General features: G+C 65.2%; 25 protein-coding genes, 2 rRNA genes and 1 pseudogene (1 of these 28 only partly in view). 18 read left to right on the forward strand and 10 right to left on the reverse strand.

Features of this window, described 5'->3' with window-relative positions; genetic code table 11:
- The 3 genes from D000_RS0106690 to D000_RS0106700 all read left to right on the forward strand — a co-directional run.
- Window positions 1–857: ribosomal RNA gene (locus tag D000_RS0106690) — 23S ribosomal RNA — on the forward strand; it begins 2,023 nt to the left of the window's first position.
- A 109-nt stretch (window positions 858–966) separates the two neighbouring features.
- Window positions 967–1,082: ribosomal RNA gene (gene rrf / locus D000_RS0106695) — 5S ribosomal RNA — on the forward strand.
- 118 nt (window positions 1,083–1,200) lie between these two features.
- Window positions 1,201–1,407, forward strand: a complete 207-nt coding sequence (locus D000_RS0106700; RefSeq protein ID WP_018872766.1) for a hypothetical protein — start codon at window positions 1,201–1,203, stop codon at window positions 1,405–1,407.
- A 326-nt stretch (window positions 1,408–1,733) separates the two neighbouring features.
- On the opposite strand, the gene D000_RS0106705 is transcribed toward D000_RS0106700, so the two are convergent.
- From D000_RS0106705 to dapA, 3 genes are read right to left on the reverse strand one after another with little or no spacing between them, the layout of a single operon-like run.
- Window positions 1,734–2,504: an MBL fold metallo-hydrolase gene (locus D000_RS0106705; protein ID WP_018872767.1), complete on the reverse strand. Its 771-nt coding sequence runs from the start codon at window positions 2,502–2,504 to the stop codon at window positions 1,734–1,736.
- Window positions 2,505–2,540: 36 nt separating this feature from the next.
- A complete protein-coding gene (bamC, locus tag D000_RS0106710; RefSeq protein ID WP_018872768.1) occupies window positions 2,541–3,707 on the reverse strand; it encodes an outer membrane protein assembly factor BamC in 1,167 nt (388 codons plus the stop codon).
- Between the two features lie 8 nt (window positions 3,708–3,715).
- On the reverse strand, window positions 3,716–4,594 hold the full coding sequence (gene dapA / locus D000_RS0106715) for a 4-hydroxy-tetrahydrodipicolinate synthase (RefSeq protein WP_018872769.1): 879 nt from the start codon (window positions 4,592–4,594) through the stop codon (window positions 3,716–3,718).
- Window positions 4,595–4,840: 246 nt separating this feature from the next.
- Here dapA and D000_RS0106720 point away from each other — a divergent pair, with 246 nt between their 5' ends.
- The 3 genes from D000_RS0106720 to D000_RS0106730 all read left to right on the forward strand — a co-directional run bounded on the left by D000_RS0106720 (window position 4,841) and on the right by D000_RS0106730 (window position 7,397).
- Window positions 4,841–5,395, forward strand: a complete 555-nt coding sequence (locus D000_RS0106720) for a glycine cleavage system protein R (protein WP_018872770.1) — start codon at window positions 4,841–4,843, stop codon at window positions 5,393–5,395.
- Window positions 5,396–5,440: 45 nt separating this feature from the next.
- Complete coding sequence (locus D000_RS0106725) at window positions 5,441–5,917, forward strand: peroxiredoxin (RefSeq protein WP_018872771.1); 477 nt, start codon at window positions 5,441–5,443, stop codon at window positions 5,915–5,917.
- Between the two features lie 61 nt (window positions 5,918–5,978).
- Window positions 5,979–7,397: a PhoH family protein gene (locus D000_RS0106730; protein WP_018872772.1), complete on the forward strand. Its 1,419-nt coding sequence runs from the start codon at window positions 5,979–5,981 to the stop codon at window positions 7,395–7,397.
- Window positions 7,398–7,437: 40 nt separating this feature from the next.
- Here the strand turns inward: D000_RS0106730 and queD are convergent, their stop codons facing one another.
- Genes queD through D000_RS0106750 form a run of 4 tightly spaced genes read right to left on the reverse strand, consistent with a single transcriptional unit; the run spans window position 7,438 to window position 10,971 of the window.
- Window positions 7,438–7,821 (reverse strand): 6-carboxytetrahydropterin synthase QueD, encoded by a 384-nt coding sequence (gene queD / locus D000_RS0106735; protein ID WP_018872773.1) that lies wholly within the window; start codon window positions 7,819–7,821, stop codon window positions 7,438–7,440.
- A 41-nt stretch (window positions 7,822–7,862) separates the two neighbouring features.
- On the reverse strand, window positions 7,863–9,764 hold the full coding sequence (gene dxs / locus D000_RS0106740; RefSeq protein ID WP_018872774.1) for a 1-deoxy-D-xylulose-5-phosphate synthase: 1,902 nt from the start codon (window positions 9,762–9,764) through the stop codon (window positions 7,863–7,865).
- 12 nt (window positions 9,765–9,776) lie between these two features.
- Window positions 9,777–10,670, reverse strand: coding sequence for a (2E,6E)-farnesyl diphosphate synthase (gene ispA, locus D000_RS0106745; RefSeq protein ID WP_018872775.1), 894 nt, complete (start codon window positions 10,668–10,670; stop codon window positions 9,777–9,779).
- A gap of 10 nt (window positions 10,671–10,680) precedes the next feature.
- Window positions 10,681–10,971, reverse strand: coding sequence for an exodeoxyribonuclease VII small subunit (locus D000_RS0106750; protein WP_018872776.1), 291 nt, complete (start codon window positions 10,969–10,971; stop codon window positions 10,681–10,683).
- Between the two features lie 238 nt (window positions 10,972–11,209).
- Here D000_RS0106750 and D000_RS0106755 point away from each other — a divergent pair, with 238 nt between their 5' ends.
- The 6 genes and pseudogenes from D000_RS0106755 to D000_RS14165 form a co-directional block, all read left to right on the forward strand.
- Window positions 11,210–11,629, forward strand: coding sequence for a rubrerythrin family protein (locus D000_RS0106755; RefSeq protein WP_012981831.1), 420 nt, complete (start codon window positions 11,210–11,212; stop codon window positions 11,627–11,629).
- 156 nt (window positions 11,630–11,785) lie between these two features.
- Window positions 11,786–13,138, forward strand: coding sequence for a heterodisulfide reductase-related iron-sulfur binding cluster (locus tag D000_RS0106760; RefSeq protein ID WP_018872777.1), 1,353 nt, complete (start codon window positions 11,786–11,788; stop codon window positions 13,136–13,138).
- A gap of 63 nt (window positions 13,139–13,201) precedes the next feature.
- On the forward strand, window positions 13,202–13,507 hold the full coding sequence (locus D000_RS0106765; protein WP_018872778.1) for an encapsulin-associated ferritin-like protein: 306 nt from the start codon (window positions 13,202–13,204) through the stop codon (window positions 13,505–13,507).
- 48 nt (window positions 13,508–13,555) lie between these two features.
- Window positions 13,556–14,167 carry a DUF3501 family protein gene (locus D000_RS0106770; RefSeq protein ID WP_018872779.1) on the forward strand — a complete coding sequence of 204 codons (612 nt, stop codon included), beginning with the start codon at window positions 13,556–13,558 and terminating at the stop codon, window positions 14,165–14,167.
- A 737-nt stretch (window positions 14,168–14,904) separates the two neighbouring features.
- Window positions 14,905–15,741, forward strand: coding sequence for a GIY-YIG nuclease family protein (locus D000_RS13830; protein ID WP_081616648.1), 837 nt, complete (start codon window positions 14,905–14,907; stop codon window positions 15,739–15,741).
- Window positions 15,742–15,903: 162 nt separating this feature from the next.
- Window positions 15,904–16,005, forward strand: a pseudogene (locus D000_RS14165) (transposase); the annotation flags it as partial.
- A gap of 35 nt (window positions 16,006–16,040) precedes the next feature.
- Here D000_RS14165 and radA read toward each other — a convergent pair.
- The 3 genes from radA to D000_RS0106785 all read right to left on the reverse strand — a co-directional run bounded on the left by radA (window position 16,041) and on the right by D000_RS0106785 (window position 19,579).
- Window positions 16,041–17,387, reverse strand: coding sequence for a DNA repair protein RadA (gene radA, locus D000_RS0106775; protein WP_018872780.1), 1,347 nt, complete (start codon window positions 17,385–17,387; stop codon window positions 16,041–16,043).
- The gene (locus tag D000_RS0106780) at window positions 17,387–18,673 is read right to left on the reverse strand and encodes an HlyC/CorC family transporter (RefSeq protein ID WP_018872781.1); all 1,287 of its coding nucleotides are present in this window, start codon (window positions 18,671–18,673) and stop codon (window positions 17,387–17,389) included. Before D000_RS0106780 ends, radA begins: the two co-directional genes overlap by 1 nt.
- Before the next feature lie 105 nt (window positions 18,674–18,778).
- Window positions 18,779–19,579 carry an inner membrane protein YpjD gene (locus D000_RS0106785; protein ID WP_018872782.1) on the reverse strand — a complete coding sequence of 267 codons (801 nt, stop codon included), beginning with the start codon at window positions 19,577–19,579 and terminating at the stop codon, window positions 18,779–18,781.
- Between the two features lie 183 nt (window positions 19,580–19,762).
- Between D000_RS0106785 and ffh the strand changes: the two genes are divergently transcribed.
- The 6 genes from ffh to D000_RS0106815 all read left to right on the forward strand — a co-directional run bounded on the left by ffh (window position 19,763) and on the right by D000_RS0106815 (window position 23,800).
- Window positions 19,763–21,151 (forward strand): signal recognition particle protein, encoded by a 1,389-nt coding sequence (gene ffh, locus D000_RS0106790; RefSeq protein WP_018872783.1) that lies wholly within the window; start codon window positions 19,763–19,765, stop codon window positions 21,149–21,151.
- A 102-nt stretch (window positions 21,152–21,253) separates the two neighbouring features.
- Window positions 21,254–21,517: a 30S ribosomal protein S16 gene (gene rpsP, locus D000_RS0106795; RefSeq protein WP_018872784.1), complete on the forward strand. Its 264-nt coding sequence runs from the start codon at window positions 21,254–21,256 to the stop codon at window positions 21,515–21,517.
- A 37-nt stretch (window positions 21,518–21,554) separates the two neighbouring features.
- Window positions 21,555–22,064 (forward strand): ribosome maturation factor RimM, encoded by a 510-nt coding sequence (rimM, locus tag D000_RS0106800; protein WP_026279819.1) that lies wholly within the window; start codon window positions 21,555–21,557, stop codon window positions 22,062–22,064.
- 10 nt (window positions 22,065–22,074) lie between these two features.
- Complete coding sequence (trmD, locus tag D000_RS0106805) at window positions 22,075–22,842, forward strand: tRNA (guanosine(37)-N1)-methyltransferase TrmD (protein WP_018872786.1); 768 nt, start codon at window positions 22,075–22,077, stop codon at window positions 22,840–22,842.
- Window positions 22,843–22,851: 9 nt separating this feature from the next.
- The gene (rplS, locus tag D000_RS0106810) at window positions 22,852–23,208 is read left to right on the forward strand and encodes a 50S ribosomal protein L19 (protein ID WP_018872787.1); all 357 of its coding nucleotides are present in this window, start codon (window positions 22,852–22,854) and stop codon (window positions 23,206–23,208) included.
- A 64-nt stretch (window positions 23,209–23,272) separates the two neighbouring features.
- Window positions 23,273–23,800 carry a methylated-DNA--[protein]-cysteine S-methyltransferase gene (locus D000_RS0106815; RefSeq protein WP_051074945.1) on the forward strand — a complete coding sequence of 176 codons (528 nt, stop codon included), beginning with the start codon at window positions 23,273–23,275 and terminating at the stop codon, window positions 23,798–23,800.
- Window positions 23,801–24,000: the final 200 nt, after the last annotated feature.

Genomic DNA, 24,000 nt, shown 5'->3' on the forward strand with positions numbered 1-24,000 from the left:
GGCTAGACGGAAAGACCCCGTGAACCTTTACTACAGCTTCACACTGAACTTTGAACTTGTTTGTGTAGGATAGGTGGGAGGCTTTGAAGCCGGGACGCCAGTCTCGGTGGAGCCACCCTTGAAATACCACCCTGGCAAGTTTGGAGTTCTAACCCAGGCCTGTAATCCAGGTCGGGGACCGTGTGTGGTGGGTAGTTTGACTGGGGCGGTCTCCTCCCAAAGAGTAACGGAGGAGTGCGAAGGTACCCTCAGCGCGGTCGGAAATCGCGCGACGAGTGCAAAGGCATAAGGGTGCTTAACTGCGAGACAGACACGTCGAGCAGGTGCGAAAGCAGGTCTTAGTGATCCGGTGGTTCTGTATGGAAGGGCCATCGCTCAACGGATAAAAGGTACTCCGGGGATAACAGGCTGATACTGCCCAAGAGTCCATATCGACGGCAGTGTTTGGCACCTCGATGTCGGCTCATCACATCCTGGGGCTGAAGCAGGTCCCAAGGGTATGGCTGTTCGCCATTTAAAGTGGTACGCGAGCTGGGTTTAGAACGTCGTGAGACAGTTCGGTCCCTATCTGCCGTGGGCGTCGGAGATTTGACAGGATCTGTCCTTAGTACGAGAGGACCGGGATGGACGCACCTCTGGTGTTCCGGTTGTCACGCCAGTGGCATTGCCGGGTAGCTAAGTGCGGAAGGGATAACCGCTGAAAGCATCTAAGCGGGAAACCCACCTGAAGATGAGATCTCCCTGGACCCTTGAGGTCCCTGTAGGGCCGTTGAAGACTACAACGTTGATAGGCTGGGTGTGGAAGCGCGGTAACGTGTGAAGCTAACCAGTACTAATTGCCCGTGCGGCTTGACCATATAACACCCAAAGTGTTGGTGGTCTCGTCTGACACATCACCAAGTACACAAGCCTAGATTGCATTCCGAATTCAGATCCCGCGCATGGGCGCGAGGTCTGGCCAGTTTGTCTGGCGGCAATAGCGAGTAGGAACCACCCGATCCCATCCCGAACTCGGAAGTGAAACTGCTCTGCGCCGATGGTAGTGTGGGGCTTCCCCATGTGAGAGTAGGTCACCGCCAGGCATTAATCCGAAAAGCCCGGCCCCCGTTTTGGGGGTCGGGCTTTTTTTATGGCCGGCAAAAATGCCGGGGTGGGGCTGGCCGTCACGGGTTTTGATACAACGAAACAGGAGGTCCGGTGATGGGGCGCAAGCGTACGGACGGCGGTCTGGTGATCGTGGGGTTGGTGTTACTGGGGCTGGGGGTTTACGCCATCCTGGGTGGCGAGGTTGCGTTTACGCCGATCGCGCCGCGGGAGGGTGCGGGATTTGGCGGGTTCTGGGCCAAGGTTATTGGCGTGATATTTGTGATCGCGGGACTGTATTTTCTGCGTGAATCTCGGCGGTAGCGACGGGTGAAACCGGCGTGGCGCGCGAGGCTCGGTCGTGCCTGCGGTGAAGGCCGATTTGTGCAACGTGGTTGCATGTCATGGGGAGGTTGAGCCGCCGTCGGCCGCGCTTAGTTCGATCAAGTCGATGTCCTCCCGGTGTGACTCACCCGGAGGCCGCCTTGTTCAGAAAAATTGGGGGTTTTTCGTCCCATGCCCGCGAACTTGCAAGGGGGGTTTGTGGAGCCGCATGGGCGCGGTGGGTTGACGCGTGCTGGCGCCGAAGAAGATGGGGTGACGGGAGGAGGGTTCTTCCAGGACCTGTCGCGGCTTGGCGTGCGAGATCGTCAGGCGGCCGCCGTTGTGCGCCAGCCGAAGCCCTCGTCCTGGGTGGCGATCTCGGTCTCGTGGGTCGCGCATCCCAAGCCACAGGCCAGGGCCGCACGCGCGAGCGCCTCTTGATTGTTGTCGGTGGACAGGTGCATGCCGATTACGTGACGTAACCGCGTGCGATCCATTCGCTGCAGCAGTTCGGTCGCGGCGTGGTTGGGCAGGTGGCCATATCCGCCGGCGATCCGCCGTTTCAGGGACGGTGGGTAACGTCCGGCCTGCAACATGGCCGGGTCGTGGTTGCATTCAAGGAGGAGTGCGTGCGCCTGGTCCGCGATCTCGACCATGTGGCGGGAGATGTGGCCGGCGTCGGTCATCAGTACCAGGCGGTGAGCCCCGTCCGAGATCGCGAACTGTGTGGGCTCGCGAGAGTCGTGCGGAACGGTATAGGGATGGACCCAGGCGTCGTCAATTTCGAACGGTGAGTCGGCCTGAATTTCCTGAACATGCGCAAAGCGGTTGTCCCGGGCCGCGATGCGCGTGCCCGGACTGGTGTAGACAGTGAGTCCGTAGCGGCGGGACAGGGGGCCGGCGGCGCCGATGTGGTCCGCGTGCTCGTGGGTCACGAGTACCGCGCTCAGGTGTTCGGGGCTGAGCTGAACGCGGGCCAGCCTGCGTTCCAGCTCCTGCACGGAGAAGCCGCAGTCGACCAGCAGGCGGGTCTGGCCGATTTCGACGACCAGGGCGTTGCCGGAGCTTCCGCTGCCCAGAGAACAGAACCGAATCATGCGCGCAGGGCGAACGCCAGAGACGCTCGCGACTGACTAACGAAGGATCTGTCGCTCGATGCGCTCGAGTACGAACTCGGCGTCGCGCCGCCGCAGCGGTTCGCCGTCGATATCGCGGGCCTCGATGCGCAGGTCGCCGTCGCCCGTTTCGCTCAGGCGGACCTGGTAGCGTTCGTTTTCGCGCCGGTCCCCGCCGCGGCCGAAGATGCGACCGAAAAAGCCACCGCGTTCGCCTTCGCCGATCATGTCCGGGCGATAGGTCACATCGAAGGTGCGGCTGTTGCGGTCCTGTTCGTCCACCAGGAGCCCGGCGCGATCCAGGTACGTCCCCATCTGCGACCATAGACGGTCGAGCTCGCCGCCCATGACCAGAACGGGCTGCCCCTCGTGTTCTGCCTGGTGCAGCTCGGTGGGCCGGTCGGCAAGGGTCTCGGCCACGCGCGCTCCACCCTCCGGCACCTCGCCGGTGGCAAGGAAGACGCGCAGCCGGTTGAGCATCTCGGCCTCGAGGCCAGGGTCGGACGGTCGCATGGCCCACCGCCAGGTCTCGCCCTCGGGCTCTTCCGCCGCGCCGCGGTGCGAAATGTAGATGGCAGAACGTCCGTTTTCGCGTTCCATACGCAGGCGATACTGATCGCGGGTCGTGGCGTCGTAGACGTTGCCGAGGGCCCGGGCGAAGATGTTCTGGGTGCCGCGCAGCGGGATGCCGGCGCGATCTTCGGCCCATTCCGTCTGCATGATGCCGATCTGCGGCTCGTTGCGTTCCAGGCGCAGGTTCTGGCTGTCCCAGAACGCAGTGAGCTGGTCCCAGAGTTCCTCGGCCGGCGCCTCGACACTCAGCCAGCGCACGTTGCCTTCGCGCATCAGGGCGATCTCGGCCGATTCGGGCAGCACGCGGGCATCGCTGCGTACTGGTGCCGCCGGGTCGGCGGGTTGCCGCTGCTGCTGGCGGGCGGCGGAGTCCTGTTCCATCTCGCGGGCGCTCACGCGACCGCCGGGGTCGTCCGGGATCCGGTAGGCGCGCTCGCTGTCGGGGGCAATCAGGTCCGGCGGGACCTCGAGGTTCTCCATCTGGCGGCTCATTTCGTACTGCGGGCCGCTCTGACGGTCGCCGGAGGTGGAGCAGCCGGCAATGGCCAGGCCCGTAGCCAGGGCCAGGGCGGTGCGCGTTGCGTGGCGATGGAGCTTGGAAGGTTGTTTCATGTCAGGCTTCAGACCTCTATGCCGGCCTGGCGCATTGCATCCAGGACCGGCGCATGGAAGGGTTCGGACAACGGTGTCAGCGGCAGGCGGATGCCTTCCTCCATCAGGCCCATACGGTGCAACGCCCATTTGACGGGTATCGGGTTGGCCTCGAGGAACAGAGCCGAGTGCAGGCCGTCCAGCTGGCGATTGATCTCGCGTGCCTGCTCCGCTTGTCCCTCGCGTACGGCGCGGCACATGGCGGCCATCTGGCGCGGGGCGACGTTCGCGGTCACCGAGATGATGCCGTGGCCACCGGCCAGCAGGAAGGCCAGGCCATTGCCGTCGTCGCCACTGTAGAGATCGATCCGGTTGCCGACCCGCGCTACCAGATCGGCCGTGCGCTCGTTGCTTGCCGTGGCCTCCTTGATCCCGATGATGTTGGGGATCTCGGCCAGCCGTTCTACCGTTTCCGGGAGCAGGTCTACCGCCGTACGACCGGGCACGTTGTAAAGGATCTGCGGGATGTCGACCGCTTCCGCGACCGCCTTGTAATGCAGATAGAGTCCTTCCTGGGTCGGCTTGTTGTAGTAGGGCGTTACCAGCAGACAGGCATCCGCGCCGCCCTCTTTGGCGCAGCGAGTTAGTGCAATGGCCTCGCGCGTCGAGTTCGCACCGGTACCGGCGATGACCGGGAGGCGTCCGGCCACGGTCTTCACCGTGTGGGCGATGGCCTCGCAGTGCTCGTCAAAATCGAGGGTCGCGGACTCGCCGGTGGTGCCGACCGTCACGATGGCGTCGGTGCCGGCCTCGATGTGGAACTCCAGGAGCCGATCCAGCGCCGGCCAGTCCAGGCTGCCGTCGGCGTGCATCGGGGTCGCCAGTGCGACCATGCTGCCTTGAAACATCGACTCCTCCAACAACGGTAATGGTGCAGTCTAACGGGCCGGTGACGGGGCGTTCAAGATTCCCGGCGTCCGCGCGATGCGGGTGGCGGTCGCGGATGGTTAGCGCGGTGTTCGCAGCCCTGCCGCCGTTGGCGGCGCGGGGTCGAGGTGGTATGTTGCCAGCCATCATGCCCGATGCCGATTTCAAGCCAGAATACCCGGGCCCGTCGCCCGTAATCCGCTCCGCAACGGCCCGGCGGGTGCCCCATGGCTGAGGTGATGGGCACCGGAGCCCATACGCACCTGATCCTCAACCTGATCGGACCGGACCAGCCGGGGCTGGTTTCCAGTGTGACCCGCGTTGTGGTGGACACCGGATGCAACCTTGAGGCCAGCCGCATTACCGTGATGGATGGCTACTGCTGCATGGCCCTTAGTGCCAGCGGCAACTGGAAGACCCTGGGAACCCTGGAGTCGCGCCTGGAACGCCTGGAGGCGGAGATGGGTCTAGTTGTAGTGGCCCGGCGCGGTCCGCTCGAGGAGCGCCCTGAAGCCGCGATGCCCTACGCCGTTGATGCGGTGGCGCTGGACGCCCCGGGCCTGCTGAATGCCCTGGCGGATTTCTTTACCAGCCGTGCCGTGAATCTGCGCGACGTGCAGACGCGGGTATATGTTGCGCAGCAGACGGGTGCGCGTATGTTCGCGGCGAACATGGTGGTGGAGATCCCGGCAGGCCAGCATCTCGCCAGCCTGCGTGGCGAGTTCATGGACTTTTGTGACGAACTGAACGTGGATGGTGTGCTGGATCCGATCAAGGCCTGACCGGTGCCGGCGCCCATGTCCCACCCAGCAACGGAGTAGCCCGATATGAGCATTGCCATCGACCAGACCGTACCCGACGACCTGCGAGTTCCCGCCACGGGCGAGCAGGAACTGGGGCCGGGCGATTTTCGCGGCCGGATCGTGGTGCTGTACTTCTACCCCAAGGACAATACCCCGGGCTGCACCAACGAAAGCCGCGATTTCGCCACGAACCTGGCCGCGTTCGAGGCCGCGGGTGCGGTGATCCTCGGGGTGTCGCGGGACAGCGTCAAAAGCCACGAGAATTTTCGCCAGAAGCAGGAGCTTCCCTTCGACCTGCTCAGCGACGGGGATGAACAGCTGTGCGCGGCCTTCGATGTCATCAAGATGAAAAACATGTATGGCAAACAGGTGCGCGGCATCGAGCGGTCCACCTTCCTGATCGACGCGAACGGGGTCCTGCGCCGGGAATGGCGCAAGGTGAAGGTGCCCGGGCATGTCGACGAGGTGCTGGCGGCGGTGCGCGAACTGGCAGGAAACTGAGCCGGGGGCGGTCTCGGCCCGTACCCGGCAGTCTGCGACCCACCCCGGCCCAGGAGACGCCATGAGCGAAACACCGGAGGACCCGAAACGCCTGTTTGTCCTGGACACCAATGTCCTGATGCATGACCCCACGGCGCTGTTCCGCTTCAAGGAGCACGACATCTTCCTGCCCATGGTCGTGCTTGAGGAACTCGACCGTGGCAAGAAGGGGGTCTCCGAGGTCGCGCGCAACGTGCGCCAGGTCTCGCGCTTCATCGACGAACTCACCACCGGCGCCCAGCACGAACAGATCGCCGCCGGGCTGCCACTGCAGGCCGACTCCCTCAGCGAGTCGACGTTTGCACCCAGCGGGCGTCTGTTCTTCCAGACCCGCAACCTCAACGCCAGCCTGCCGGCCTCCCTGCCAGGGTCCTCGGCCGACAATGACATCCTCGCCACCGCTCAGGCGCTGAAGTCCGAATACCCCGATACCCCGGTCACGCTGGTGTCCAAGGACATCAACCTGCGCATCAAGGCGGCGGTGATCGGCCTGCACGCGGAGGACTACTACAACGACCAGGTCCTGGACGATGTCAGCCTGCTGTTCTCCGGCATGACCGAGCTGCCGGCGGATTTCTGGGAGACCCACGGGACCAGGATGGACTCCTGGCAGGAGTCCGGTCGGACCTACTACCGGGTCACCGGGCCGCTGGTCGCGGAGTGGCAGCCCAATCAATTCGTCTACCGCGAGGGGGAGAATCCGCTGTCCGCGATCGTGCTGGAGATCGACCAGCCGAACGAGTCTGCGGTGATCGAGCTGGTGGACGATTACATGACCCCGCGCCACAGCGTCTGGGGCATCAATGCCCGCAACCGCGAGCAGAACTACGCCCTGAATCTGCTGATGGACCCGGAGGTGGATTTTGTCTCACTGCTGGGGGCCGCCGGCACCGGCAAGACCCTGCTGGCGTTGGCCGCGGGGCTCGCACAGACGCTGGAGGACAACACCTACAAGGAGATCATCATGACCCGGGTCACGGTCCCGGTGGGCGAGGACATTGGTTTCCTGCCCGGGACCGAGGAGGAAAAGATGACCCCGTGGATGGGTGCGTTGATGGACAACCTCGAGGTGCTCGCCAAGTCCGAAGGTGCGGGCGACTGGGGCCGGGCGGCCACGAACGATGTGCTGACCAGCCGCATCAAGATCCGCTCGCTTAACTTCATGCGTGGGCGCACGTTCCTCAGCCGCTACATCATCCTCGACGAGGCGCAGAACCTGACCTCGAAGCAGATGAAGACCCTGATCACCCGCGCCGGGCCGGGCACCAAGGTGGTGGCGCTGGGCAACATCGCGCAGATCGACACCCCGTACCTGACCGAGACCTCGTCCGGCCTGACCTACGTGGTGGACCGCTTCCGCAACTGGACCCACAGTGGCCATATTACGCTCACCCGCGGCGAGCGCTCGCGGCTGGCGGACTACGCCTCGAATCATCTGTAGGGGCTGTTGCCGGCGCCCCGTCATTGATTGCGGGGCGGGGCTAGCCGTCCTCGCTGTAGCGTACGCAGGCGCGGTCGGTCTCCCACAGGGTCAGCGCATGCATGCGCAGGCCCGGGCGGTTCAGGCGCTCCGCCATCTGGCGGAAGAACCACTGTGCGATGTTCTCGGCGGTCGGGTTGACCGTGTCGAACGGCGGGACATCGTTCAGATAGCGGTGATCCAGCTGCCCGGCGATCTCGCGCGCGGCGGTCTTGACCACCTTGAAGTCCACCGCCATGCCGGTGTCGTCCAGGGTCTCGGCCTGGACCTCGGCCTCCACCTTCCAGTTGTGTCCGTGCATGTTCGCGCACTGCCCCGGGTAGTCGCGCAGGGTATGCGCGGAGGCAAAGTCGGTCAGGACGCGGAGGGTGTAGCGGGCACTCATGATCTTTTCCGGGCGAGCGGCCGTCTCCGGCCGGGGTTATGTCAGCCCGCGAAGCCTATCCGGCTGCCGGCGTCCGCGCAATTCTCCTGCCCGGATGCGCGGCGAATCGCGGTCAGCACGCCGTCGGTGTCGAGGCCGCAGTCGGCCAGGACCTGCTCGCGCGAGCCGTGTTCGGTGAAGGCGTCCGGGATGCCCAGGACCTGGCAGGGCAGGGCCAGCCCCTCGGCGGAGAGCCACTCCAGCACCGCGCTGCCGGCGCCGCCGGCACGGGCGTGGTCCTCGAGCGTGACGAAGCGTTCGTGGCTGGCGGCCAGCCGCGCCAGCAGTTCGGTGTCGAGCGGCTTGATGAAACGCATGTTCACCACGGTGGCGTCCAGCGCCTCGCCGGCGGCCAGGGCGGTCTCCAGCAGCGCGCCGAAGCTGAGGATCGCCAGGGCCCGACCCTCGCGCGCGACCTCGGCGCGCCCGATCGGCAGGGTCTCGAGGTCCTCGCTGCCCCCTTCCGGCAGGACCCCGGAGCCGCCGCCGCGCGGATAGCGCACCACGGCCGGGCCGTCGTGGGCGTAGCCCGTGGACAGCATCTGGCGGCACTCGCGCTCGCTGGACGGGGCCATCAACAGCATATTCGGGACGCTGCGCAGCAGCGCGGTATCGAACGTGCCGGCATGGGTCGGGCCATCGGCGCCGACGATCCCCGCGCGGTCCACCGCGAACAGCACCGGGAGGTTCTGCAGGGCGACGTCGTGGATCACCTGGTCCATCGCCCGCTGCAGGAATGTCGAGTAGATCGCGACTACGGGCTTCTGCCCCTCGCAGGCCATGCCGGCCGCCAGCGTGACCGCGTGCTGCTCGGCGATGCCGACATCGAAGTAGCGCTCGGGGAACTGCTCGGAGAAGGCGACCAGCCCGGAGCCCTCGCGCATCGCCGGGGTGATGCCCAGCAGGCGCTCGTCGGCCGCGGCCTGGTCGCACAGCCACTGGCTGAAGATGTCGGTATAGGTCGGGGCCTTCGGGCCCGAGGGCTTCAGGCCGTTTTCCGGCTCGAACTTCGAGACCCCGTGGTAGCGGCAGGGGTCTTCCTCGGCCGGGGCGTAGCCCTGGCCCTTGCGCGTGACCACATGCAGCAGCTGCGGGCCGTGCCCGCCGCGCAGATTCTTCAGGATCGATACCAGGCCGCTCACGTCGTGTCCGTCCACCGGCCCGAAGTAGCGAAAACCCAATTCCTCGAACAGCGTTCCGGGCACGAGCATGCCCTTCATGTGTTCCTCGGCACGCTCGGCGAAGGCCTTCACCGGCGGGACGAACTCCAGCATGCGCTTGGAGCCCTCGCGCACCGAGCTATAGATGCGTCCGGACAGCAGGCGGGTGAAATACTGGTTCATCGCGCCGACGTTGGGCGAGATCGACATGTCGTTGTCGTTCAGGATGACCAGCAGATTGCAGTCGAGATCGCCGATATGGTTGAGCGCCTCGAAGGCCATGCCGGCGGTCATCGCCCCGTCGCCGATCACCGCCACATGACGTCGGTCCAGGCCCGCGTGCCTGGCGGCCAGGGCCATCCCGGCGGCCGCGCTGATCGAGGTGCTGGAATGCCCGGCCCCGAAGGCGTCGTACTCGCTCTCCGCGCGCTTGGGGAATCCGGCCAGTCCGCCGTACTGGCGCAGGCTGGCCATTCCGGCCCGCCGCCCGGTCAGGATCTTGTGCGCGTAGGCCTGGTGGCCCACATCCCAGACGATGCGATCATCCGGCGTGTTGAACGCGTAGTGCAGCGCGATCGCCAGCTCCACCGTGCCCAGGTTGGCGGCCAGGTGCCCGCCCGTGCGCGAGACGCTCTCGATCAGGAACTGGCGCAGCTCGCCTGCCAGCCCGGGCAGTTCCGAGGCCGGGTGTGCCCGCAGGTCGGCGGGCCATTCGATTGCATCCAGCAGGGGGGTGGGAGTCATGATCGGGCCAAGTCAGTTCATGCGGTCGACGATGTACCGCGCGAGGAAGCGAAGCAAGTCCGCCTCCTGGCCGAAGGGTTGCAGCTCGGCCAGCGCCTCGTCGACCAGGGCCACCGCGCGTTCGCGCGAGGCCTCCAGGCCCTGCAGCGAGGGGAAGGTCGCCTTGTCCAGCCGGGCATCCGCACCGCAGGCCTTGCCGAGGACTTCCGGGTCGCCCTCCACGTCGAGTACGTCATCGCGGATCTGAAAGGCCAGGCCAATGCATTCGGCGTAACGCGTCAGGCGCTCAAGGGTGTCCGGGGTCGGGTTCCCGGCGAGCGCGCCCAGTCGCACCGAGGCCCGGATCAGGGCGCCCGTCTTCAGCCGATGCATACGTTCCAGTTCGGCCACGTCGATCGGCTTGCCGCAGGCCCCCAGGTCGATCGCCTGGCCTCCGGCCATCCCGTACAGGCCGGCGGCGCGGGCCAGTTCCGCCAGGGCATCCAGGGCGGTGGTTCCGGGCAGGTGGCGGACGCCGGCGGTCAGCGTGTCGAATGCGGCGGCCTGCAGGGCATCGCCGGCCAGGATCGCGGTGGCCTCGTCGAAGGCCTTGTGGCAGGTCGGGCGGCCCCGGCGCAGGTCGTCGTCGTCCATGGCTGGCAGGTCGTCATGGATCAGGGAATAGACATGCACCATCTCCACCGCGGCGGCCATCGCGTCCAGCACATCGTCATCGGCGCCGGTCGTGGCGCCGGCGGCATACACCAGCACCGGGCGCAGGCGTTTGCCGCCCGACAGGGTGGCATAGCGCATCGCCTCGATCAGGCGGGCATCCGGGGTTGCCTCCGGCGCCAGCTGCCGGTCGAGAACGCTCTCGATCCGGCGCTGGTATTCACCGAGCGCCTGGGCGGGGTCGAAGTCGGCCAAGAGAGTCCCTCTAGAACGGGATTTCGTCGGTGGAACCGGGGCCTTGCCCGGGAACGTTTGGGCTCGGTGCGGGGTCTGCATTCCCGGAGGCCGCGGTTTCGTCGGCGGCAAGCGCCTCGATGCGCTTCTGGGCGTCGTCCAGGGCCTTCTGGCAGCGGCTGACCAGCTGCATGCCGCGCTGGAACTCCTCCAGCGACTGCTCGAGGCCCAGTTCGCCGGACTCCATGCGTGCAACCAGGGCCTCCAGGGCCTCGAGGCTGGCTTCGAATTCGGCCGGGCTGTCGGCGGGGGCGTCGGACATAGGATGGATCACCGGGGCGAAAAGGTGAGAAAGTAGCCGATCCGCTCGCCCGAGGAAAGGCGGCGGGTCGTCGGGACTTGAGAATCGCGGATTCGCCCCCATTTCCAGCGGGGCAATCCGGTTGACAGTGAATCGGGTGCCGACTAGAGTTTTCACACGGTTTAGACCCAGTCTAAATGACCGTCTGCACAGGCATACCTGTGGTTGTGTAGAACCCACGAGAGAGAAGGAGAGCACCATGGAACTGAAAGGCAGCAAGACCGAAGAAGCCCTGAAGGAAGCCTTCGCCGGCGAATCGATGGCCAACCGTCGTTACCTGTACTTCGCTTCCAAGGCGGACGTCGAAGGCTACAACGACGTGGCCACCGTGTTCCGCTCCACCGCGGAAGGTGAAACCGGCCACGCCCACGGCCACCTCGAGTACCTCGAGAGCTGCGGCGATCCGGCCACCGGCCTGGAGTTCGGCTCCACCGCGGCGAACCTGAAGACCGCCGTTGCCGGCGAGACCCACGAGTACACCGACATGTACCCGGGCATGGCCAAGACCGCCCGTGACGAAGGCTTCGACGAAGTCGCCGACTGGTTCGAGACCCTGGCCAAGGCGGAGCGTTCCCACGCCAACCGCTTCCAGAAGGCCCTGGACCAGCTGGACGACTGATCGTCTTGCAGTAACGGAAGCACGCGAGGCCGGTTCGCCGGCCTCGTTTTCCGGGAAATACGGAACAGCGTGTGGCGCGACGGTCTGCGCCTCGCCCCGCAAGCTGTTCCGTGTTTCCCTCGAAGCATCGTACTGATACGGACACCGGAGGGATGCATGTCTGCGCCGACGCACCAACGTGAAGGAAGTCTTGAAGCCCCGACCCGCCATCCGCTGGACTGGAAGAATCCCGAGTTCTATAACGAGGAATCGTTGTTCGCCGAGCTGGAGCGGGTGTACGACATCTGCCACGGCTGCCGGCGCTGCGTCAGCCTGTGCAACTCCTTCCCCACGTTGTTCGACCTGGTCGATGAATCCGAGACCATGGAGGTCGATGGCGTCGACAAGAAGGACTACTGGAAGGTGGTCGATCACTGCTACCTGTGTGATCTGTGCTACCTGACCAAGTGCCCCTACGTGCCCCCGCATGAATGGAACGTCGACTTCCCGCATCTGATGCTGCGGGCCAAGGCCGTGCGCTTCCAGAAAGAGGGTGCGAAGGCCTCGCACAAGTTCATGTCCAGCACCGACACTGTCGGCAAGCTGGCCGGCATCCCGGTGGTCGCCGGCGCGGTGAACGCCGCAAACAAGAATGGCGCGATGCGCAAACTGCTGGACAAGACCATGGGCGTGCATCCGGAGGCCCCGGTCCCCGAATACCACTCGAACAAGGGCCGCTCGCGCCTGGCCAAGGTCGCCAAGGGCGTGAGCAATCCCGAGCCGGCCGGTGCCACCCAGGGCAAGGTGGCTATTTACGCCACCTGCTACGGCAACTACAACGAGCCGCATCTGGTCGAAGACATGGTCAAGGTCTTCGAGCACAACGGTATCGAGGTCACGCTGGTCGAGAAGGAAAAATGCTGCGGCATGCCCAAGCTGGAGCTGGGTGACCTGGAATCGGTTCAGGCCTCGAAGGAGGCCAACATCCCGGCGATGAAGCGCATGATCGATCAGGGCTACGACATCGTCGCCCCGGTGCCGTCCTGCGTGCTGATGTTCAAGCAGGAACTGCCGCTGATGTTCCCGGACGACGCCGATGTGATCGCGGTGCGCGATCGCATCTTCGACCCGTTCGAGTACCTGATGGAGCGCCACAAGGAAGGCAAGCTGAACACCGACTTCCCCGAGAAGCTCGGCAAGATTGCCTACCACGCGGCCTGCCACCTGCGGGTGCAGAACATGGGTCTGAAGACCCGCGACCTGCTGAAGCTGGTGCCGGATACCGAGATCGACGTGATCGAACGCTGCTCCGGGCACGACGGTACCTACGGCGTGAAGAGCGAGTTCTACGAAACGGCCAGCAAGATCTGCCGGCCCGTGGTCAGCCGCGTGCAGAAGGCCGAGTCCGATCACTACTCGAGCGACTGTCCGATGGCCGGCCACATGATCGAGAACGGACTGCAGGGCAAGGGCGAGGATAAGGCGCCCGAGCATCCGCTGACCCTGTTGCGCCAGGCCTACGGGCTGTAGCCGGCGCTCGACCCACAGGACGCGACACGGGCGGGTAGACGTGCCCGGGAATGGAGAGAAGACATGGCCAGTGACAGCTACCACGAACCCGTCGAGGAACTGAGCGACGAGTCGCGCGAGATGCATCGCGCGATCGTCTCGCTGATGGAAGAGCTCGAGGCGGTGGACTGGTACCAGCAGCGCATCGACGCCTGCAAGGACGACGAACTGAAGGCGATCCTCGCGCACAACCGCGACGAGGAGATCGAACACGCGGCGATGGTGCTGGAGTGGATCCGCCGCCATAACCCGGTGTTCGATCACGAACTGAAAGACAACCTCTGGTCCGACAAGGACTACACCAAGACCGGGCACCATCACGATCACTGATGGTGCCGGCCGTCCCGGCGGGCCAGCCCGACTGACAGAGGTGACGATATGCAGATGGAGGCAAGTGTGGACAAGCTGAGTCGTGACGACCTGTATTCCCTGGAGAAGTACCACGAGGTGCGGCCCCAGTTCCGGGCCGAGGTTATGCAGCACAAGCGCAATCGCGTGGTGCAGGTGGGCCCGGCCGTGACCCTGCACTTCGAGGATCGCAAGACCATGCAGTACCAGATCCAGGAGATGCTGCGGGTCGAGAAGATCTTCGACGCCGAGGGCATCCAGGACGAGCTGGATGCCTACAATCCGCTGATCCCCGATGGTTCCAACTGGAAGGCGACCATGATGGTCGAGTATCCGGACGTGGATGAGCGCAAGGTGCAGCTGTCCAAGCTGATCGGGATCGAGCGCAAGACCTACGTGCAGGTCGAAGGCCATGACAAGGTCTACCCGATCGCGAACGAGGACCTGGATCGGGAGACCGACGACAAGACCTCCTCGGTGCACTTCCTGCGCTTCGAGCTGACCCCGGAGATGGTGACCGCGGCGAAGTCCGGGGCGGCCATTGCCATGGGGGTGGAGCACGAGAACTACAGCCATCGGCTGGACGCCGTCTCCGAGGGCGCGCGCGAGTCGCTCGCGGCCGACCTCGACGCCGTCAACTGAAGCGGTCCCTATGCCCGCTTCAGGAAAGGCGCCTCCGGGCGCCTTTTTCGTGTCCAGGCACGGTGGATCCGGCTCGCGGCGGGTTCCGGTTCCTCCTCAGGTGCTTGCCTCCCTTCGGCCGTTGCGCTCACTCGAAGACGCGTGCAGCTGAGCGGCGGGAGCCGCGTTGCCCCGGCCCCTTGGGCCTGATCGTCCGACGAAACCGCCGCAAACGCCCGGCCATGGTGGCATGCTGCGCTTCAAGCGCGCGTGCCGAACCTCGCCAGCACTTCCAGCCGGGCGGTGCAATCCATTCTGGGTTCACGACGTTATACAGATTCCGTATAGCATCTCCGCCCCCACCCGAACTGCCAACCCTGTCCCGACCATTTTCTGCCCCGCGCTGGGCCGGTGCTCAACAATGCCCTCCACCCCGAGTATCGCCAGGCAACGCGCGGGGAGTGCGGCGATAAACCGTTCCGCCCGGACCGCTTACCTGTGGACCACCATGAGTTTAACCCCCTGAAAACAGCACGTTCCGATGCTTCTCTCCCAAACAGTGTCCGCTTCCACCACGTCCTCCTGGCGCCACCAGCTCACCTCGCGTTTTAGCCATGTTCCGATCATGGCTAAACTGTCGGAACAGAACCCACCAGAGAGAGTGGCGGAGCGGCGAGGGTCAGGTGATATACAGATTCTGTATATCACCGATATAACAGATTCTGTCTAATCTACTTTGAAGTTTTCGGGAGTGTTCATTGCAAGCAGCAACGATAAAGATATTCTTGGTTCATGGCAGACCAAACGGACTCAGGACAGCGGAGCTCTCTAACTGGTCAGGAAAGGCCATTGCCGCACCGAGAACCGAGATTTCGGAGCTTTTGAGGCGAGAGGAACTATCGAGCCCAGGCTTTTATCTCCTTACTGGCGTGGATCCGGACAACGGCGATCGCACAATCTACATTGGCGAGGCGGAAAATGTGTCCAACCGCCTGAAGGGGCATTCCGCTAAAGATTTTTGGAATGCTGCAACAGTTTTTGTTTCGAAAGACGAAAACCTCACTAAGGCTCATATCCGCTACTTGGAAGGATTGCTAATCGAAAGAGCTAAAAACAATGGCGCTACAATTGTGATGAACTCTGCAAGCAGTGGGGCAAGACTGCCAGAGTCCGATGCTGCAGAAATGGATATCTTTCTCGAAAAGTGCCTTCAGCTCCTTCCTGTTTTAGGTATACCCGATTTTACTGAAAAAGTAGACCAAATCAGCGAGTCGAACGATCTTTTATACTGCAAAATAAAGGGTTTTACTGCAACGGGAAAAAGAACGGCAAATGGCTTTATTGTCTTTGCCGGTTCCCAGGCTGTGCTGGAGCATCGACCATCTGCCAAGCGAATGCGAGACAAGCGAGAAAAGCTGATTGAGAAGGGCCTTCTGCAGGTACAGGGAGATCACCTCGTTTTTATTGATGACGTTGAATTTGGCTCGCCAAGCACTGCCGGCAGTGTTGTACGCGGTGGTAACACCAACGGACTAACCAACTGGAAGAATGTAGACGGAATTCCATTGAAGCAGCTCGAGGAGCAACAAACTTAACAATCGCGTGCAGCGGACAACCTTCCGCTAGCACATATAACAGGGTCGGACCACGGTAAGCCTCTGAACGATCCGAGGAAAATGGTCGATAGAGGGTTTCATTTACGCTTATCGCGGCCATTTTGGCGAGGAAATCGGTCTTCCAGGGGGGGGGGGGGGGGCATGCCACGGGCGAATCGCCATCACTTGCCGGGCCATGTCTCGCATATCACGCACCGGTGCCATAAGCAGGAGTTTCTGCTGAAGTTCGGGCGCGACCGACGGACCAGGAGCAGCCGGGAAGGGGGTGGGGCTGTCCGCTAAAGGGCGTCGAGGACCTCCGAAAGGCGCGAGACCGCGACCACCTCCATGCCCTTGATGGGCTTGCGCGGCGCGTTGGCCGCCGGTGCGATCGCCCGCGTGTAGCCGTGTTTGGCCGCCTCGCGCAGGCGCTCCTCGCCGTTCGGCACCGGGCGGATCTCGCCGGCGAGTCCGACCTCGCCAAAGGCCAGCATCTCCTGCGGCAGCGGCCGGTCGCGAAAGCTCGACAGCGCGGCGGCGAGCATCGGCAGGTCGGCCGCGGTCTCGGTGACGCGCACGCCGCCGACCACGTTCATGAACACGTCCTGGTCGAACAGCGCGACGCCACCGTGGCGGTGCAGTACGGCCAGCAGCATGGTCAGGCGGTTCTGCTCCAGTCCGACGGTGATGCGCCGCGGCTGCGGTGCGTGGCTCTCGGAGACCAGGGCCTGCACCTCCACCAGCAGGGGGCGAGTGCCCTCGCGCGTGACCATCACCACGGAGCCGGGCACCGGCCCCTGATGCCGGGACAGGAAGATGGCGGAGGGATTGGAGACGGCCTTGAGCCCGTTCTCCAGCATCGCGAAAACGCCCAGTTCGTTGACCGCACCGAAGCGGTTCTTCACCGCGCGCAGCATGCGGTAGCGCCCGTCCGGGTCGCCCTCGAAATACAGCACGGTGTCGACCATGTGCTCCAGCACGCGCGGGCCGGCGAGCTGGCCGTCCTTGGTCACGTGCCCCACCAGGATCACGGTGATTCCGCGCTGCTTGGCCAGGCGCACCAGGGCCGCGGCACTCTCGCGCACTTGGCCGACCGAACCCGGCGCGGATTGCAGCGCGGCGGTGTAGAGCGTCTGGATGGAGTCGATCACCAGCACGCGCGGGCGTTCGCGCTCGCAGGTAGCAATCACGTTCTCCACCTGCGTTTCGGTCAGCAGGCGCAGCCCGTCGACCTCGAGCCCGAGGCGGCGCGCGCGCATGCTGATCTGCTGGGCGGATTCCTCGCCGGTCACATAGAGCGTGTCGCCGACCGGTAGCATGGCGAGGGTCTGCAGCAGCAAGGTGGACTTGCCGATACCCGGGTCGCCACCGAGCAGTACGACCGAGCCGTGCACCAGCCCGCCGCCCAGGGCGCGGTCCAGTTCCGACAGGCCAGTCCCGGTGCGCGGGACCTCGGCCATTTCCACCTCGCCGAGCCGGGTGATGCCGGCGACCTCGCCGGCGTAGCCGCCGCGCGGCCCGGCCGGGTTGGCCGGCGCGGCCTCCTCCAGGGTGTTCCAGGCGCCGCAGTCGCCGCACTGGCCGGCCCACTTGGGGCTGACCGCGCCGCAGTCGCGGCAGACATACTGGGTCTTTGCCTTCGCCATCAGGCGTCCTTTTCGTCAGGCGTGGCGGGCAGGTCCGGGGCGACCACGCGCACGGTGCGGATGGTGTTGTTCTTGATCTGCACGACGTCCAGCACGACGTCGTTGATGCGCACACTGGCCGGTGCCTCGGGGATGCTTTCGAGGTATTCGACGATCAGACCGCTCAGGGTCTTGGGGCCATCCACCGGGAGCTCCAGGCCCAGCGAGCGGTTGAGCTCGCGCAGGTGGATGCCGCCATCCACCATCGCCGAACCATCCTCCTGACGCAGCACGTCGTCGCTCATGGCCGGGGAGTCGGTGGTGAATTCGCCAACGATCTCTTCCAGCAGGTCTTCCAGTGTGATCAGACCCTCGATGTCACCGTACTCGTCCACCACCAGGCCGATTCGCTTCTTCTGCTGCTGGAAGTTGATCAGCTGGCGATTCAGCGCCGTGCCCTCGGGGATGAAGTAGGGCGGGCTGAGGATCTGGCGCAGGTCGTCGGCGTCGAATTCGTCGCGTTCGATCAGCGGGATCACGTCGCGGCGGTGCAGGAAGCCGACGATCCGGTCCAGTTCGCCTTCGACCACGGGCAGGCGAGTGAAGCTGCCGTGCACCAGCTGCTCGACGACCTCGTTCCACGGTTCGTTTAGGTCCAGCACCACGATCTCGTTGCGCGGGATCATGATGTCTTCGACCGTGGTGCGTTCCAGATCCAGCAGGTTCAGCAGCATGCGCTGGTGGTTGGCCGGGATCAGAGCGCCGGCCTCGGATACCACGCTGCGCAGCTCGTCGGTATTCAGGGCCGAGCGCTGCCCGGGCTTCATGTGCACCCCGAACAGGCGCAGCACGCCGTTGGCCATGACGTTGATCATCCAGACCACAGGCCACATTACCTTCAGTAGCCCGCAGTAGATCCAGGCGGCGGGATAGGCGACGCGTTCGCTGTGCAGTGCTGCAAGCGTCTTGGGGGCAGTCTCGGCAAAGATCAGCAGGGTCAGCGTCAGCACCCCGGTGGCGATGGCCACGCCGGTATCACCGAACAGGCGCCAGCCGATAAAGGTGGCGATCTGGGCGATCAGGATATTGACGAAGTTGTTGCCGAGCAGGATCAGTCCGATCAGGCGGTCCGGCCGTTCCAGCAGGCGGGCGGCAATCGCGGCGCCGCGGTGTCCGGTCTGGGCGCGGTGGCGCATGCGGTAGCGGTTCAGTGCCATCAGCGCCGTTTCCGATCCGGAGAAGAACGCCGACAAAAGAAACAGCACGAGCAGGGCGCCGAACAGGACGGACAGCGGGATCTCTTGCAACGGGATGGCCTGCGGTCAGGTGTGGGCGGGCTGACGGGGCTGCGTAGTCTGGATCATTTCAGGCAAGCGCCGCCGGGCTGTCAAGCCTGTCGGCCGGGAGCGCCATCAGACGCGCCCGAGGATGATCTCCAGGACCAGCTTGGAGCCGAAATAGGCCAGGACCAGGGCGACAAACCCGCCCGTGGTCCACGCCAGGGCGCGAGTGCCGCGCCAGCCAAAGCGCCAGCGCCCGAGCAGCAGGGTCGAGAAGATCACCCAGGCCAGCAGTGACAGGATGGTCTTGTGGACCAGGTGCTGGGCGAACAGGTCGTCCACGAAGACGAAGCCGGAGAGCAGGCTGAGCCCGAGGAACAGCCAGCCGATGAAGATCATGCGGAACAGCCAGACCTCCATCGAGAACAGTGGCGGCAGGTAGCGCACGATCCCGGCCGTGTGGTGGTTGTGCAGCGCGCGGTGCTGGGCCGTCATGACTGCGGCCTGGGCGGTGGAGAGTGCCAGGAAGGCCCAGCCCAGCGCCGAGAACAGGATATGCAGGTCGATCCCTGCCGAAGTCGCGTAGGACGTGTCGCCGTCACATAGTACTGCGGTCAGGGTGGCCAGCGAGGTCAGTGGCAGGATCACCACGCCGAGTACGGCCAGCGGGTGACGCAGCGCGGTCAGCCATAGCAGGCCTGCAACCAGCCACATCGAGGCCGACAGGGCGTTGCCCAGGCACAGGTTCAGCCCGGCCTCGGTTGCGACCAGCGGGACCAGGGCCCCCAGGTGCGCGAGCAGGGCCGCCAGCCACAGCATCAGGGGGATGCGCGGCTGGCCGGCGGCCAGGGGCTGCGAACGGGAGGCGACGAGCAGGTATCCCGTCGAGACGAGATACAGGGCGACGGCGAGCAATCCAGCGGCGGTGGTCATGGGCGCTGATTATCCCCGCTCGCGCGCGCGAATGCACACCGGGTGGTGGCGACTGCGGTGGCGGGAGGCGGGTCGCAACCCGGCCCGGGGCGGGGGCGCCGTGCAGCGGGGTGGGGCGGCTCGCTATACTATGCGTTTCTGCCCCGTGGTTTCGGGGCATCGCAGCGATTACGGGGACCGACCATGTTCGACGGCCTTTCCAGCCGCCTCCAGGAGACCATGAAGCGCCTGAAAGGCCAGGCGCGGCTCACCGAGGACAACATCCAGGACGCATTGCGCGAGGTGCGCATGGCACTGCTGGAGGCCGACGTGGCCCTGCCGGTAGTGCGCGAGTTCGTCAAGGACGTCAAGGAAAAGGCCCTGGGCAAGGAGGTCATCGGGAGTCTGACCCCGGGGCAGGCCCTGATCAAGGTCGTCCACGACGAACTGATCGCGACGATGGGTGGCGAGAATGCCGCGCTGAACCTCGCGGTCCAGCCGCCGGCCGTGGTGCTGGTGGCCGGTCTGCAGGGTGCGGGCAAGACCACCAGCATTGGCAAGCTCGCGCGCCTGCTGCGCGAGCGCGAGAAGAAGAAGGTCGCGGTGGTCAGCTGCGACGTCTACCGACCGGCGGCGATCCAGCAGCTGGAGACGCTGGCGGGGCAAGTCGGGGTCACGTTCTATCCCAGCGACACCAGCCAGCAGCCCGAGGCGATTGCAAGTTCGGCGGTGGAACAGGCGCGCCGCGACGGTACCGAGGTGTTGCTGGTGGATACCGCCGGGCGGCTGCATGTCGACGCAGACATGATGGCCGAGGTGAAGGCCCTGCATCAGGCGATCGACCCGATCGAGACCCTGTTCGTGGTCGACTCCATGACCGGCCAGGACGCGGCGAACACCGCGCGCGCCTTTGGCGATGCCCTGCCGCTGACCGGCGTGGTGCTGACCAAGGCCGACGGTGACGCCCGCGGCGGTGCCGCGCTGTCGGTGCGCCAGATCACCGGGGTGCCGATCAAGTTCATCGGCATGGGCGAGCGCCCGGATGCGCTGGAGCCGTTTCATCCCGAGCGTATCGCCTCGCGCATCCTTGGCAAGGGTGATGTCCTGTCCCTGGTCGAGGAGGCCAGCCGTCAGGTCGACCAGGACAAGGCCGCCAAGCTCACGCGCAAGCTGAAGAAGGGGCGCGGCTTCGACCTGAACGACTTGCGCGAGCAGCTCGGCCAGATGCAGAAGATGGGCGGGATCAGCTCGATGCTGGAGAAGCTGCCCGGGGGCGGCAAGCTGCCGGACGCGGTGAAGAATCAGGCTAACGACAAGGAGATCGGTCGCATGATGGCCGTGATCTCGTCGATGACCGAGCACGAGCGCCGGCATCCGGACATCATCAAGGGTTCGCGCAAGCGCCGGATCGCCGCAGGGGCCGGAGCCCAGATTCAGGATGTGAATCGCCTGCTCAAGCAGCATGCACAGATGAGCAAGGCGATGAAGAAATTCTCCAAGGGCGGTGCATCGAAAATGATGCGCGCCCTGGGTGGAAAACTTGGCGGTATGGGTGGAATGGGTGGCCCCGGAGGGGGCATGCCGTTCCGCTAGTCACCGCTGCAACGGCCGTTCGCACCTTGTGCTGGCGGCGGGATCCGTTATAATCGCGCGTTTTCTCGAGAAAACGGACTCAAACGGGGTTCAACAGAACATATGGTTACGATTCGCCTGCTTCGCCGCGGCGCCAAAAAGCGCCCGTTCTATTCGATCGTCGTCACCGATTCGCGCAAGCGTCGGGACAGCGGTTACAAGGAACAGATCGGTTTCTACAACCCGGTCGCCCGCGGCCAGGAAGAGCCGCTGCGCATCGACTTGGAGCGCGTGGACCACTGGCTGGGCCACGGCGCCAGCATGTCCGAGCGCGTGAATCACCTGGTCAAGGGTTACCGCAAGCAGCAGCAGTCCGCAGCGGCCTGAGGCCGTCCTGCGGACGGATCGACCCGTGGCGGCGGTCATGAACGAGGCGGTTGAGCGTATCCGCGTCGGGCGTGTTTCCGGAGTCTACGGAGTCAAGGGCTGGGTCCGGGTGTTTTCCGAGACCGAGCCGCGCGCTGCGATCGCCGAGTTTCCGCAGTTGTGGATGCAGTTTGGCGGGGATTGGCGTCTGGTCGATGTCGAAGGTGGCCGTGCCCACGGCGCCGGGGTGGTGATGAAATTCCGCGAGGCCGCGGACCGGGATGCGGCCTACGGCCTGATCGGCGCGGAGCTGGCCATCGAGCGTGACTGGCTGCCGCCGGCCGAGGAGGGTGCCTATTACTGGGCCGATCTTCTGGGCATGGCCGTGGAGAACGTTGACGGGACACCGCTGGGGACCATCTCTGGTTTTATCGAGACGGGCGCCAACGACGTGCTGGTAGTTCGCGGTGACCGGGAGCGTCTGATCCCCTGGGTGCGCAACCAGTACGTGCTGGACGTGGACCTCGAGGCTCGCCGAGTGCGGGTCGACTGGGATCCCGAATTCTGAAGCCGCGAGGATGCGTTTCGACGTCATCTCGCTGTTTCCCGAGCTGGTCGCGGCGGTTGGCGAATCCGGCGTGACCGGCCGAGCCGTGGAGCGCGGCAGACTGGAGCTGAAATACTGGAATCCGCGTACCTGGGGTGCAGGATTCCACCAGGCGGTGGATGACCGGCCCTATGGCGGTGGTCCCGGCATGGTGATGCAGTACGCGCCGCTGGCCTCCGCGCTGGCGGCGGCACGGGCCGACGCCGATGGCCCCCTGCATGTGATCGCGCTGACCCCGCAGGGGCGGCCGATCCGGCAGGCGATGCTGCGGGAACTGGCTACCTGCTCGCGGGTGGCGCTGGTCTGCGGTCGGTACGAGGGCATCGACGAACGCTTCATCGAGGCGCAGGTCGATGTCGAGTGGTCGCTGGGCGACTTCGTGCTGTCCGGTGGCGAGCTGGCGGCGATGGCCGTGATCGACGGCTGCGCCCGGCTGCTGCCAGGGGTCCTGGGCCATGCGGATTCCGCGGACCAGGACTCCTTTAGTGCCGGGCTGCTGGACTGCCCGCACTACACCCGGCCGGACACCGTTGCCGGACGGGCGGTACCGCCGGTGTTGCTCGGGGGCGACCACGGCGCCATCCGCCGCTGGCGCCGGCGCGAGGCGCTGGGCAGGACCTGGAGTCGGCGGCCGGATCTGCTGGCCCGGATGGAACTCGGGGCCGAGGATGCGGCCCTGTTGGACGAATACCGTGTGGGTGGCCATAAGGGCGATCCGCACACCGAAAGCGATGATTGAGGTCGAGCAATGAACAACGTCATTCAGGAACTGGAAGCCGAGCAGATGAAGTCGGATGTGCCCGACTTCGGCCCCGGCGATACCTTGGTAGTGCAGGTGAAGGTGCGCGAGGGCGACCGCGAGCGCCTGCAGGCCTTCGAGGGCGCTGTGATTGCGGTGCGCAACCGTGGCCTCAACTCGGCCTTCACCCTGCGCAAGGTCTCCTACGGCAACGGCGTGGAGCGGACCTTCCAGACCCACAGCCCGCAGATCGCCGAAATCAAGGTGAAGCGCCGCGGCAAGGTGCGTCGCGCCAAGCTGTACTACCTGCGCGACCGTACCGGCAAGGCCGCCCGCATCAAGGAAGACATCAAGGCCGCGAAGTAATGCGGTCGGGCGGGGCGCGGGGTTCGATGACCGCGTCCCCGCCACGCGGGTGCTGCGTCACCTGATGTCGGCGGTTTCCACGCCTCGCAGCCAGCGCTGCCTCCTGCCGGGGGTGGCGCTGGCTTTTGTGTGGCTGGAATCTGCCCGTGGCGACCTTCTGGCCTGCGACTGGCAGGACCCGGAGGCACCCGATGCGCTCCGCCCTCTGGCGGATATCCCCGGCGCCGACCTGCAGCCCCCCGGCTTCGACCCCGTTGCATACGGCCGCGATGCCGCGGCGTGGCAGCCGACCCCGGCGGTGCCTCCCGGCAGCGCCCACTCGCGCCGCGTGTGGGCCGCGCTCTCGGCGATCCCGGTGGGCGAGGTACGCACCTACGGGCAGATCGCCGCCGAGGTCGGTTCGGCTCCACGCGCGGTGGGGCAGGCCTGTCGAGCAAACCCCTGGCCTCTGTTCATTCCCTGTCACCGGGTCGTGTCCGCGCGCTTTCGTACCTCTCGCGACGTCGGCGGCTATGCCGGCGACCAGGTGGGCGAGCTGGCGCAGGTCAAGCGCCTGCTACTGGCCCACGAAGGGGTGCTTGCGCCCCGCTGATCCCCGCCGCACGGGCCGGTACCCGCGCGCCCGCCGTCTGTGTCCGGCACGCCCTTGCGCCCATGGCGCCGCTCCGCGGCACGCTGATCGGGACTTTCGCCCGCTGCATCAGCGGCTTGCCCGTCAAGGCCTGCCGCCCCCCGCCTGAACACGGCCTGAAAAAAACGCTCCGAACCGGGAATAGACCCCAGGGCTGTCGC

It is taken from the genome of Thioalkalivibrio sp. ALJ16 (assembly GCF_000377345.1).
GTDB lineage: Bacteria > Pseudomonadota > Gammaproteobacteria > Ectothiorhodospirales > Ectothiorhodospiraceae > Thioalkalivibrio.

Bases quoted from the DNA above. Each gene is read 5' to 3' on its own strand.
- D000_RS0106720 (WP_018872770.1), top strand. From the start codon at position 4,841: ATGGCTGAGGTGATGGGCACCGGAGCCCATACGCACCTGATCCTCAAC.
- D000_RS0106785 (WP_018872782.1), bottom strand. From the start codon at position 19,579: ATGACCACCGCCGCTGGATTGCTCGCCGTCGCCCTGTATCTCGTCTCG.
- D000_RS0106730 (WP_018872772.1), top strand. From the start codon at position 5,979: ATGAGCGAAACACCGGAGGACCCGAAACGCCTGTTTGTCCTGGACACC.
- rpsP (WP_018872784.1), top strand. From the start codon at position 21,254: ATGGTTACGATTCGCCTGCTTCGCCGCGGCGCCAAAAAGCGCCCGTTC.
- D000_RS0106750 (WP_018872776.1), bottom strand. From the start codon at position 10,971: ATGTCCGACGCCCCCGCCGACAGCCCGGCCGAATTCGAAGCCAGCCTC.
- D000_RS0106700 (WP_018872766.1), top strand. From the start codon at position 1,201: ATGGGGCGCAAGCGTACGGACGGCGGTCTGGTGATCGTGGGGTTGGTG.
- queD (WP_018872773.1), bottom strand. From the start codon at position 7,821: ATGAGTGCCCGCTACACCCTCCGCGTCCTGACCGACTTTGCCTCCGCG.
- radA (WP_018872780.1), bottom strand. From the start codon at position 17,387: ATGGCGAAGGCAAAGACCCAGTATGTCTGCCGCGACTGCGGCGCGGTC.
- D000_RS0106815 (WP_051074945.1), top strand. From the start codon at position 23,273: ATGTCGGCGGTTTCCACGCCTCGCAGCCAGCGCTGCCTCCTGCCGGGG.
- D000_RS0106765 (WP_018872778.1), top strand. From the start codon at position 13,202: ATGGCCAGTGACAGCTACCACGAACCCGTCGAGGAACTGAGCGACGAG.
- trmD (WP_018872786.1), top strand. From the start codon at position 22,075: ATGCGTTTCGACGTCATCTCGCTGTTTCCCGAGCTGGTCGCGGCGGTT.
- D000_RS0106760 (WP_018872777.1), top strand. From the start codon at position 11,786: ATGTCTGCGCCGACGCACCAACGTGAAGGAAGTCTTGAAGCCCCGACC.
- rplS (WP_018872787.1), top strand. From the start codon at position 22,852: ATGAACAACGTCATTCAGGAACTGGAAGCCGAGCAGATGAAGTCGGAT.
- dapA (WP_018872769.1), bottom strand. From the start codon at position 4,594: ATGTTTCAAGGCAGCATGGTCGCACTGGCGACCCCGATGCACGCCGAC.
- dxs (WP_018872774.1), bottom strand. From the start codon at position 9,764: ATGACTCCCACCCCCCTGCTGGATGCAATCGAATGGCCCGCCGACCTG.
- ffh (WP_018872783.1), top strand. From the start codon at position 19,763: ATGTTCGACGGCCTTTCCAGCCGCCTCCAGGAGACCATGAAGCGCCTG.
- D000_RS0106755 (WP_012981831.1), top strand. From the start codon at position 11,210: ATGGAACTGAAAGGCAGCAAGACCGAAGAAGCCCTGAAGGAAGCCTTC.
- D000_RS0106770 (WP_018872779.1), top strand. From the start codon at position 13,556: ATGCAGATGGAGGCAAGTGTGGACAAGCTGAGTCGTGACGACCTGTAT.
- bamC (WP_018872768.1), bottom strand. From the start codon at position 3,707: ATGAAACAACCTTCCAAGCTCCATCGCCACGCAACGCGCACCGCCCTG.
- D000_RS0106725 (WP_018872771.1), top strand. From the start codon at position 5,441: ATGAGCATTGCCATCGACCAGACCGTACCCGACGACCTGCGAGTTCCC.
- rimM (WP_026279819.1), top strand. From the start codon at position 21,555: ATGAACGAGGCGGTTGAGCGTATCCGCGTCGGGCGTGTTTCCGGAGTC.
- D000_RS0106705 (WP_018872767.1), bottom strand. From the start codon at position 2,504: ATGATTCGGTTCTGTTCTCTGGGCAGCGGAAGCTCCGGCAACGCCCTG.